The organism is Helicobacter pylori (assembly GCA_008032935.1).
Taxonomy (GTDB): Bacteria; Campylobacterota; Campylobacteria; order Campylobacterales; family Helicobacteraceae; genus Helicobacter; species Helicobacter pylori_CX.
In genome coordinates, this window is record CP032039.1 from 73900 (window position 1) to 85772 (window position 11873).

Here is an 11873-nt window from a genome sequence, read left to right on the forward strand (position 1 = left end):
ATTTTAACTAAAAGAGGTTAAAATACTTCTATGAAAGTCAATAAGGGTTTTAAATTCCGCTTGTATCCCACTAAAGAACAACAGGATAAATTGCAACACTGCTTTTTTGTCTATAATCAAGCTTATAATATTGGCTTGAATTTACTGCAAGAGCAATATGAAACCAACAAAGATTCACCTCCCAAAGAAAGAAAGTGGAAAAAATCAAGCGAGTTAGATCATGCGATTAAACACCACTTGAACGCTAGGGGGTTAAGCTTTAGTAGTGTGATAGCCCAACAATCACGCATGAATGTTGAAAGGGCTTTAAAAGATGCTTTTAAAGTTAAAAACAGGGGCTTTCCTCAATTCAAAAACTCTAAATCCGCCAAACAATCTTTTTCGTGGAACAATCAAGGTTTCTCTATTAAGGATAGCGATGAGGAGCGCTTCAAGACATTCACTCTGATGAAAATGCCTTTACTCATGCGCATGCATAGAGACTTCCCCCCTAATTTTAAAGTGAAACAAATTAGTATCTCTTGCAACCATAGAAAATATTTTGTTAGCTTTAGCGTGGAATACGAACAAGACATTACTCCCATCAAAAACCCTAAAAATGGTGTGGGGCTAGATTTGAATATCCTTGATATAGCTTGTTCTTGTGGGGTGAATAATCACAAAAAACTAACGGACTTTAAGCAATACCCAATAGACATGAAAGAATTACTAGGGATAGAAATAGATGAAGAGTTGGATACTAAACGACTCATCCCTACTTATTCCAAATTGTATTCTTTAAAAAAATACTCTAAAAAATTTAAAAGATTGCAAAGAAAACAAAGCCGTATGGTGTTAAAGTCTAAACAAAACAAAACCCAATTAGGAGGTAATTTTTACAAAACCCAAAAGAAATTAAACCAAGCCTTTGACAAGTCTAGTCATCAAAAAACAGACAGATACCATAAAATCACAAGCGAACTTTCAAAGCAATTTGAATGGATAGTAGTTGAAGATTTGCAAGTAAAAAACATGACTAAAAGAGCTAAACTCAAAAATGTTAAACAAAAGAGTGGGCTTAATCAATCTATTTTAAACGCTTCATTCTATCAAATCATTTCTTTTTTAGATTACAAACAACAGCATAATGGCAAATTGTTAGTGAAAGTTCCCCCACAATATACGAGTAAAACTTGCCATTGTTGTGGGAATATCAACCACAAGCTTAAATTAAATCATAGGCAATATTGGTGTTTAGAATGCGGGTATAGAGAACACAGAGACATCAACGCTGCGAACAATATTTTAAGCAAAGGGTTAAGTCTTTTTGGGGTAGGAAATATCCATGCAGACTTTAAAGAACAAAGCCTTTCGTGTTAGTGTCCATTAGAATGCTTTAGTTAGGAAGCTCCTTGCTTTAGCAAGGGGTGGTTTCACATAACCAAATCGCTAACAACAATTATGATGCTGTGATTATCGCGCACACCCATTTGGAATTGTTGTCTAACCCTAGAGAAATCATAGAAGGATTGAAAGAAGAAGAGCTAGTGAATGCTGAAAAAAACTTTGAAAGGCAAGAATTAGCTCATAAAAATAACCCTAGAGAAACTAAAAAACCCAATGAAAGAGCCTTCAAAAACAAGTTAGATAAAATCCGCGCTCAATACGATGCGATTTTAGAAAAACAAGGCTCTCATATTGATATTAGTCAAATGGGGATTGATAATTTGATCGTGGATGAAGCCCATTTATTCAAGAATCTAGCCTTTGAAACTTCTATGGAAAAAATTGCAGGGCTTGGTAACCAACAAGGCTCTAATCGCGCTAGAGATCTGTATCTCAAAACCCGCTATTTGCACCAAAACGATAAGAAAATCATGTTTTTAACCGGCACGCCTATAGCTAATTCTTTGAGTGAAATGTATCACTTGCAACGCTATTTAACCCCTGATGCGCTCAAAGAAAGAGGGTTAGAATTCTTTGATGATTGGGCTAAGACTTATGGGGAAGTGGTGAATGATTTTGAATTAGACACTTCCGCTCAAAGTTATAAAATGGTTAATCGCTTTTCTAAATTTAGCGATGTGCAAGGCTTAAGCACCATGTATAGAGCCTTTGCAGATATTGTCTGTAATGATGATATTTTAAAGCATAACCCCCACTTTGTGCCTAAAGTGTATGGGGATAAACCTATCAATGTGGTGGTGAAAAGAAGCGAAGAAGTGGCTCAATTCATTGGAGTGGCTTTAGAAAATGGAAAATATAATGAAGGATCTATCATTGATAGGATGCAAAAATGCGAGGGCAAGAAAAATAAAAAAGGGCAAGATAATATCCTTTCTTGCACCACAGACGCTAGAAAAGTGGCTTTGGATTACCGCTTGATTGATCCAAACGCTAAAGTGGAAAAAGAATTTTCTAAAAGCTATGCTATGGCAAAAAATATCTATGAGAATTATTTAGAAACTCATGCCACTAAAGGCACACAACTTGGTTTCATAGGGCTATCCACGCCCAAAACCCATAGCCAAAAAGTCAGTTTAGAAGTGTTAGATAACGCTCATGGAATAGAAAATAAAAATCCCCTAGATGAAACTCAAGAACTTTTAGAGAGCTTGTCTAGTTATGATGAAAAGGGCAATCTTATCGCTCCTAGCAAGAAAGAATTAGAGAACGAACTCAAAGAGAAAGAGGCTAAAAGCGTCAATTTAGATGAAGAACTAGCTAAAGGCTGTAAGTTTGATGTTTATAGCGATGTTTTAAGGCATTTGGTCCAAATGGGTATCCCACAAAATGAAATCGCTTTCATCCATGACGCTAAAACCGAAGAGCAAAAGCAGGATTTGTTCAAAAAGCTCAATCGTGGCGAAGTTAGGGTTTTATTGGGCAGTCCTGCTAAAATGGGCGTAGGCACTAACGTGCAAGAAAGATTAGTCGCTATGCATGAATTAGATTGCCCATGGAGGCCTGATGAATTGTTGCAAATGGAAGGGCGTGGGATAAGGCAAGGCAATATTTTGCACCAAAATGATCCTGAAAACTTTAGAATGAAAATCTATCGTTACGCCACTGAAAAGACTTATGATAGCCGTATGTGGCAAATCATAGAAACTAAATCTAAAGGCATAGAGCAATTTAGAAACGCGCACAAATTAGGCTTGAATGAATTAGAAGACTTTAATATGGGTAGCTCTAATGCGAGCGAGATGAAAGCAGAAGCGACAGGCAATCCCTTGATTATTGAAGAAGTCAAATTGAGGGCTGAAATCAAAAACGAAGAAGCAAAATACAAAGCTTTCAATAAAGAACATTACTTCAATGAAGAAAGCTTAAAAAACAACGCTTCTCAATGGGATTATCTCAAACAAGAATTGAAAGATTTAGAAACGCTTCAAAGATCCGTAATAATCCCCACTCATACAGAGATCAAGCTCTATGATTTGAAAAATGAAGAAAGTAAGGATTATGAGCTTATCAAAGTTAAAGAAGTAGAGCCTTTAAAAGAAAACGCCTCTATGAGTGAAGAATTAACGCACAAGAAACTCAAAGAACAAAACAAGCAAATAGCCGAACAAAACAAAGAAAAACTGGATGCTATTAAAAAGCAATTTGCAAGCAATTTGAACACCTTGTTTTTGAATGAAGAAGATTATAAGCTTTTAGAATACAAGGGCTTTGTGGTGAATGCTTATAAAACTAAGTATCAAGTGGAGTTTAGTTTAAGCCCTAAAGACAATCCCAATATTGCCTATAGCCCTAGCAATATGGTTTATAAAAACGATACAGCCAACATGTTTAGCTCTTATAATTTCTGCGCTGAGATCAAGTTTGATGGGTTTTTAAAGAGACTGGATAACGCTATCACTAAACTCCCTGAAAAAATCAAGGAATTAGAAAACTCCATTGAAACCACTCAAGAAAATATCGCTAAATACACCAGATTAGTGGAGCAAAAACTTCCTTACCCACGATTAGAATACTTGCAAGCTTTAAAATGGGATCATAAAACTCTAATAGATGATTTGGCTAAAATGAGCAAAGACAGAGATTATAAGCCTGCGTTCAACCCTAAATCTAAAGAAGTCTTAGAGAAAATGAACGCTGAAAAAAGAGCGAGTTTAGAGAATGAGAGGGAAGAGGTAAAAGAGCAAGCCAACCAAGAAGCGTATAGCCCAATGAAAAAAGCGGCTAATGATGATTACGAGATGTGAGTTTCACTAATGTTTTCAATAACATGTTTTAAACAATGTTATTGGATTTAGCGTAACGCCTTTTATATATTCTTTTTCTCTAAACTTTTCCCTTTTTAAAAACACCCTAAAAACCACCACTAATAAAATTCTACTAACCATTTTAAAAAGAACTAACAGATAATATAACTATTTACAATAACATAGTATTAAGTTTTTCTATTTTATATACTTTTAAGCTATTTATCTTTAAAATATGTTTAACAAAATGATAAAGGAATAAGCGATGATAATCACCATAGCTAACGAAAAAGGAGGGAGCGGTAAATCCATTTTGTGTTTGAATTTGTGCGTCCAATTATTGCTAGACAAGAAAGACATTGCCGCATTAGACACTGATAGCCAAAAAAGTTTGGAAGTGTTTAACAACATTAGAAGCGAAACGAGTTTGCCCAATTTCACGCTCTTTAACCGCACAGGCAATATCACAGATACCTTAAAACAGATGATGGATAAATACGAATACATCCTTATTGACACTAAAGGCGAACATTCCAAAGAAAGTCAAAGAGCTATGTTATTGAGCGATTGGGTGCTAATACCCACCACGCCAAGCCAACTAGACACAGCGGTGTTATTAGACATGCTAGAAAGGATTAGAGACATCCAAGCGTTGAATGAAAATTTGAAAGCTTGTATTGCAATGAACCGTATCCCTACTATCCCCACCCTTAAAGAGAAAAAAGCCCTCATTGATTTCATCAACCAAAATAACGCTAATGAAAGCGTGTTTTTAATGGATAATCTATTAAGCGAAAGGATAGCTTATAAGCGTTCAGTGAGTGAAGGTATGGGTGTGATGGAATACAATGACAATAAGGCTAAAAACGAATGGTCTCAATTCTATGATGAATTGATCGGGTATTTAGGGGGCAAAAAATGAAAATGATAGAATTTATAATTTAATTCTAAATAACGCTTAATTGTGTTATGATATTAAAAACAATCTACTTTAAAGGCTAAATATGGAATTTAAAAACACTAAAAAAGACAGGCTGAGCGATTTAGAAAATCGCTTTGAGAATGCCAACAAGCATGAAACAAACCAACATGAAAAAGAAGACAGGAAAAAAGCCCACACGCTCTATATTTCAGAGAAAGTGATGCATAGCGTAGAAGAGTATTTGAATGAATTTGGAGCGTTCAGGGAAAATAAAAGCGTGTTTGTTCAAGACGCTATTGTTTTTTATTTAGAACACAAGAAAAAAGAAATGAAGCAAATGCTTTTAGATAAGGCGAGCAAGTTGTGATTTTATGGTGTTTTCATATCAATTTTCATATCAAGGAGTTTAAATGGAAGAAACAAGACTTTTAAAGTTGAGAGCTTTAGCATGTTTAATGGGATTAGGCGTGAGCGGGTGCGCGTTTTTAGATAAGCAAATCTTAAACGACCATTTGACTAAAGCTAAAAATAACCCAAAATACGATTGCCAAAAAGAAATGTGGTCTTTCCCTAAAAAATACAATGGGATAGAGCAATGCTTAAAGGCTCAAGAAGAGCTTATTGAACCAATCATCACTAAAAAGATTGATCGGTATCAATGCGGTGATTTCACTAATGAAGGCTTAAAAGATAAGTGCTTTAAAAGAAACGATGCCTATTTAAACACTCTTTTAACGCCCATCATCCAAAAACAAGAGCGCCGTTTTAGCTGCTCTGATTTCCATAACCCAGAGCTATAAGAACAATGCAAAGACAAAACTAACGCTTATGAAAAACAACAATACCAACAAAAAAGGCTAATCAATCTCGCGCAATTAGAAGCGTTTGAAAAAGAATACGCACAATATAAACCATACATTATCCCTTACTTCACCAAAGAATGCGTTAAAAATTCGCCCCATTTAGCTAACAAGGAAAGACTATGCCAAAAAGAAGTGCATGAAAAATTTCACGACCCTTATTCTAGCTCTAAAGAATTGAGCGTTCAATCAGCTATTTCTTTTTGCATTAAAAAAGTTGATCCACAATTAGAAAAAGCCGCTCTGATGAATGGCGTTTTTATAAGCCCTTATAAAAAATCCACCCATTGCCAAAGAACGCAATTAGACAATAAGAGCTTGAAAGAAATCGCTTTAAATATGAACCCTAAATTAGAAAAGCAAAGCCCTTTTATTGATGCAAACAAGTTGGCTATTCAATCTGCGGGGTTATTGAGAAAGAATAAAGATGTCTTAATCGCTTTTGCTGCAGATATTTGCATGGAGCGTAACGAACATAAAAAAGAAGAATTTATCAGCCTTAAAGAGAGTTGCACCCAATCGCAAGCCAAAATCTATAACAACAAAGAACGCTTTGACAAATTCATACAAGATTACCAAAAAGACTTAAAAACTTGTCTTTTAGACACTTCTAATACTAAAGAAGAAGTGGAGCAAAATATTTCACAATGCCAAAAAGAGCAATTGAGGGACGATAACAAAGGCTTCACTTTAGAAGAATTGGCTAAAAAATACGCTAAGTAAAGTTATTTAATTTTATGGATGGTTTTAAAAATCCATTTCATAGTTATTGTTAGGGTTTGTGGGTTCATTAGTGGTTTTGTTAAAATTTTGAGTGGTATTTTTGAGTGCGTTTGTGTTTTCTTGCGTGTCTTGTGTAACGGCTGTGATTTGATGGTTATTTTGCAAGTTTTCTAAAGCTATACTTGCGCTTTTTAATAAGGTTTTAAAGCATTGTAATTCTTTCTGCAAAAAATTAAGCGATTTTTCACAGCGTTTAATGATTTTATCCCTTTGCCCTCTTTCATAAATGGGCAAATCATTTTCATTAGCCTGTGTTAAAAATTTTAAATCTTTTGATAGCTCCATCGCTCTAGTTTCTAAGAATTCTTTTCGTTTCTTAGCGAAACAATAGTTTTCCTCTTCAAGTCTTTTTAAATGTTCTAAAAGACTGAGCCAAGCTTGTTTGTCTAATAGATTATTTTGTGGGCTAGAATTTCTAACATTATCATCTATCTTTTTTATTTCAAGCCGAGCAATATTAACAAGTAAAGCGCTATCTTTAAAAAACTTAGCCACTAAAAACATATTACTTTTATCAGTCAAGCTTAAATTTTGATAATTCATATACCTAAAAAATTCAAAAGCTCTTTGTGAAATACTATGTCTATCGCTTTTAAAATCTAAAGCAATTTTTTCTAAATTTTTAACAATACTCTTACTTGTGAAAACTTTGCTCATGCTTTTTAATTTAGTGTAAAGCTCAAAGCGTTTTTTGAATGGGATAAATCAGTTTCTAAATCTTTGCTAAATTCTTCCTTTAAGGCTCTTAAATCTTTATAATCTTTTTCTAAATCTATAATCTTTTTTTGTGTGGCAAAAAGTTTTTTGGTGGTATACAAGATAATCTTTTATTAAAGGGCTTTTATAAACAGCTAATTTTTGAATTTTCTTATAAGTGTTTTTAGAAGTTGGAGTTTCTTTATTGAACCATTTCATTTCTTTAAGTTGCCTATTAAGTTCTTTTTCATTTGTAGGGGGCGTGAATTTTTCTTTTTCCCAATGTGTTTTTTCTAATAGATTTTTTAGACTATCTAAATGATCAGATAGGGCATTTTCTCTTTTTTTCAAGCTTTCTATTTGAGAAGTCGCGCTGCCCAAAACTTTATAAAAATAGTTTTCATGCCTAAAACTCTTATTGTTTCTAGCCTGTTTTTCTAGTGCATCTAGCTCTGTTTCTATACTTTTAATCGCCTTATGAATATTGGGCGTGTTAGAATATTGCAATTCGCCTTTTGAGTTAGCAAATAAATAATCTTTAAATGTTTCTCTCAGTGTGTGGTAAAACTCTTTACAGCTGTCTTTAGAATGAAAGCGTAGTTGCTTATTGGTAATTTTGTTAGTTTTGTTGATAATCACATGCACATGCGGATTGTTTTGGTACGCATGGAGTTTCATTATAAAAGGGTAATCATAACCTAGCGTGTTAGTGAGTGTTTGATACACGCTTAATTCCAAAGCTTTTAAAATTTTTTCATTACAATTTTCATCAATGCTAAACACTAGATGTAAAGCGTAATTTTTAATACGGCTATTCTTTTCTAATATTCTTTCAAATTGCTCATTCCATTGCTCTGCTATATCATTATAATTAACTCTACTAAAAAATTCATCTCTCACTAGCTCGCCATGTTTAGCGATATAATCCATCGCCCTTTTTGAATGCAAGCATGTCATGTTGCCTATGTTTTTGATGACCACTTGTTTTTGTGGCTCTCTTAAACGCATGAATTTTTCTTGTGTGAGTTGGGTTAAATTTTTAGCAAACTTTTCTACTTCTTTATAGTAGCGTTTAGCATAAGTGTATTGTATCTTAAGCGTCTTTTTGGGCTTGATGATCTCATAATCAAAAAGCTCATCGCTTTCAAAGTCTTTACTATAACTTTTTTCTAACGCCATTTTATTATAATTTTATTCTCCCAAAAACTTTCGCTTGTTTTAACTTTCTTAGCCCTTATTCTAACATTATTATCCCCCCCTTTTTAAAGTGCAGGATAACACTTCAATTCCGTAAAAATTGAAGTCAATTTGACCTTGCAGGTGGCTAAAACACGCACTTTTAAGATATTCTTAAATCAAACTTAATCAAAAAAAACTTATTTTAAAACTTTCAATATATTGCAAGTTGCGCTAAAATGAAAACAAGTTGCGCTAACTATCTTTTATTAAAAAGGAGTTCAATATGTCAAATATTATTACAGATTACTCGCAATACAGTGAAAAGCAACTGCACAATTTCTTAAACTCTATTGAAAAACAATTGCTTAAGGCAGAAAGGGATAAAAATAAAGCGATAAAAAAAATCCAAGAGTGTGAATTGCAAGAACGAATGATCAGACAGGTTTTAGCCCAAAAACATTCTCAAGAAAAAGAACCCACACCAAGTTTGTTAAATACGATCGCCTCAAAAGATGACCCAGAATACGATGTTTCGTTTGGAGGCTTCAATGATTTTTTGCAAATAGCAAAACAAGAAAGAGAAAGGCATAATGCTTAAAGTCAGAACTAAGAAAGATTTTCTTAAAGACTTTAATAAGCATATCTTGTCTGGGCGTATTACAGAAAGCGATGTTACAAGCGTTGTTGATTGCCTAAAAGAACAAAAACCACTCCAACAAAAATATTGCGACCATGCTTTGAGCGGCAATCTTAAAGGGCTGAGAGAATGCCATGTCAAGCCAAACTTGTTATTGATTTATGAAATCAAAAAACAAGAAAACGAACTTGTTTTATTGCGTCTAGACACTCATAGTGAGCTATTTAAAAAGTGATCAAACAATATACAAGAAAATTTATCCACAACAACAATCCGTGCTAATTTTTAATTCAAGTTGCGCTAACTTTAAAATAAACATGCTAATTTCTAAAAATAAGCTACGCTAAACCACACTACAAAAATGTTAATCTTTATCTTAAATCTTACTGATCATCTAACGCAAATCCGTGTTAGAAATTGGTGTATTCTTTTTTTAGCAACAAGGATAAGGAGTTGTAGAAAGCGATTTTTAAAAAGCAATTAAAAAACACTCATGCAAACTTTTTTAATTCATCAAAACACTTCTTCATTGGGCTTGACTTCCCAATTAATACGAGAGAGTAATTCTTTGTTTTTGAAATAATAATTCGCTTTTAATTTTAAGGGTTTGGCCTTATGGCCGCTTACTAAAACGATCACTTCATCTTTATCAATATTCATAATGTCTTGCACGCTCAATAAGTCCCACGCTTCTTTACCTATACTAGAAGTCCCTCCGGTAATGAGTTGTCCTTTTTCTGTAGAGTGGCTTCGTGTTTTTCTAGTCATCTTACCGATTTCTTCGCTCACTTGTTTAGCGTATTCTAAATCATCCATTTTGAAAATTATTTTGTAAGCCACGGTGCTATTAACAATTCTTGCATCTTCTCTGCCATAATATTTTTCAATAAGAGCGTTGGATTGCGTGATAAAAATTAAAACCACACCATAGCTCCTGCTCAATGCGGGCATTTCTAACAAAAAAGGCAATTTACCAAAACGCACAAATTCATCTAAAAACAGATAAACCCTTTCTTCAAATTTCTTACCCTCTTTCAATAAAAGATTTTTAGCAATACTTTCCAAAAGGATACGGATAAGCGGTGCGAGCGTGTCAATATCTGTTTGAGCGATTTTAATATAGAGTGAAATATTGTCAGCCCTTAAATCCTCGTATTCAAAACTCATGCTGTCTGTAGCGCTTTTAACTTGATAGCTTGTAAAGACTTGCATAAAACGGCTATAAACTGATTTAATGCTCGCAAACTCTTTATCATTCGCCTTAGCCCATTTGTTCGCTTCGTTTCTAATAATAGGATCTAACATACCCTCTTTCATTATAATATTGCCTTGATCGTCTTTTTCTAAATGATTCACAGATCCATCATAATTTTTAGGATTTTCTGGGTCAGTATAGACTTGTTCGGCTACTTGTTTATACCATAGCAATTCCACATTAACATTAGGTTTCATTTTTTTAACGCCATTTTCTACTTTAGCCATATAACGCCCATTTTCTTTAACAAAACCATTATCGCTACTTTGACATTCATATAATTCAGTATAAAATCGGCTTTGTGGATTGATTAAGGGGACATAATTTTTTATAGGAGCGCTTGCAATTTCAAAAAAGGTGCTAGTGTTATGCACGCACAAATCATAAAGAGCGTAAAAGACAAATAAATTTTTAGCTTGCTGTGTCCAATGAGGGTCTTTATTTGCCCCATCTTCAGCAAAAATAGTATTACCCACTTCATCTACAAGCCTTCGCTTTCGGTTAAAATCTAATTTTTCTGCAATGCGTTTGTCAAACGGATTGAATTTAAGCGTGTTATCATTTCCTAAGGGATCAAACACAAAAATTTTATTTTTTAAAACTTGTTGTCTGTAACCAGCCGTCAAATCAAATAACTCCCCTTTAATATCTAACACCACACAAGAGCTAGGCGCATTTAAAAGATTAGGCACAGCCACAGCTGCGGTTTTACCACTTCCAGGAGGAGCGATGATTAAAGTAGAAAGCGGAGCATCATAATAAGTAGGCTTAAGCGAATTTAAACCTTTATACAGCCCCACACAAAAACCTTTGTTAAAATTTAAGGTCATAGGGTAACTTTTAGAAGAACCTAGCGTAAAGACATCTTTGCAAGCCTTAGGGAGAGTTTTAGTGTAATAATCTTTTTGAATGCTATTAAGCTTATGGAATAAATTGCTGGTTTTATCCTTAAATTTATCTCTTAATGTTTTGAATTTTTCTCTCATTTAAAATAATCCTTTTAGATATTTCATAAATAGCGTTAGTTTTACACTTAAAAATCCCCTAAATATAAAGGTTAAGACACAAATCACTACTAAAAAAGATAAGATCGTAAAGAAAATCTTAGGTCTTTTCTTGGCAAGTTGATAAACTTCATAAAATATACACCCTATAAAAATAGGCAATAGCGTAAAGCTGGAGACAACAAGCATTAGAGGTAAAAACAAAATCAAGAACAAGCCTTTAAAAATATTAAAAATCCTATATTCGCATTTAATAATATCTTTCATTTCAGCCCAAACTGCCTTGCCATGACTATCCATATTGCGCCCATTAAAAAATAAGTAGGCTGTCAAAAATAGCGGTAATA

At 33.8% G+C, this 11873-nt stretch carries 7 protein-coding genes and 3 pseudogenes; 7 read left to right on the plus strand and 3 right to left on the minus strand.

The features are described from left to right. Positions 1-30: 30 nt before the first annotated feature. The 5 genes and pseudogenes from D2C78_00410 to D2C78_00430 all read left to right on the plus strand — a co-directional run bounded on the left by D2C78_00410 (position 31) and on the right by D2C78_00430 (position 6695). A complete protein-coding gene (locus D2C78_00410) occupies positions 31-1359 on the plus strand; it encodes a transposase (GenBank protein ID QEF34597.1) in 1329 nt (442 codons plus the stop codon). Between the two features lie 56 nt (positions 1360-1415). After that, positions 1416-4190: pseudogene (locus D2C78_00415) on the plus strand (helicase). A gap of 265 nt (positions 4191-4455) precedes the next feature. After that, positions 4456-5112 carry a ParA family protein gene (locus D2C78_00420; protein ID QEF34598.1) on the plus strand — a complete coding sequence of 219 codons (657 nt, stop codon included), beginning with the start codon at positions 4456-4458 and terminating at the stop codon, positions 5110-5112. Positions 5113-5194: 82 nt separating this feature from the next. After that, positions 5195-5479, plus strand: coding sequence for a hypothetical protein (locus D2C78_00425; GenBank protein ID QEF34599.1), 285 nt, complete (start codon positions 5195-5197; stop codon positions 5477-5479). Between the two features lie 43 nt (positions 5480-5522). Then, positions 5523-6695, plus strand: a pseudogene (locus tag D2C78_00430) (hypothetical protein). Between the two features lie 24 nt (positions 6696-6719). Here the strand turns inward: D2C78_00430 and D2C78_00435 are convergent. Next, positions 6720-8630: pseudogene (locus D2C78_00435) on the minus strand (relaxase). 283 nt (positions 8631-8913) lie between these two features. Here D2C78_00435 and D2C78_00440 point away from each other — a divergent pair. Both D2C78_00440 and D2C78_00445 read left to right on the plus strand, forming a co-directional pair. Then, positions 8914-9228: a hypothetical protein gene (locus tag D2C78_00440; protein QEF34600.1), complete on the plus strand. Its 315-nt coding sequence runs from the start codon at positions 8914-8916 to the stop codon at positions 9226-9228. Then, complete coding sequence (locus D2C78_00445) at positions 9221-9502, plus strand: type II toxin-antitoxin system mRNA interferase toxin, RelE/StbE family (GenBank protein ID QEF34601.1); 282 nt, start codon at positions 9221-9223, stop codon at positions 9500-9502. Before D2C78_00440 ends, D2C78_00445 begins: the two co-directional genes overlap by 8 nt. 278 nt (positions 9503-9780) lie before the next feature. Here the strand turns inward: D2C78_00445 and D2C78_00450 are convergent, their stop codons facing one another. Together D2C78_00450 and D2C78_00455 are read right to left on the minus strand one after the other, a co-directional pair. Then, the gene (locus tag D2C78_00450) at positions 9781-11253 is read right to left on the minus strand and encodes a type IV secretory system conjugative DNA transfer family protein (GenBank protein ID QEF35787.1); all 1473 of its coding nucleotides are present in this window, start codon (positions 11251-11253) and stop codon (positions 9781-9783) included. A gap of 255 nt (positions 11254-11508) precedes the next feature. After that, positions 11509-11826 (minus strand): hypothetical protein, encoded by a 318-nt coding sequence (locus D2C78_00455; protein QEF34602.1) that lies wholly within the window; start codon positions 11824-11826, stop codon positions 11509-11511. Between the last annotated feature and the right edge of the window lie 47 nt (positions 11827-11873).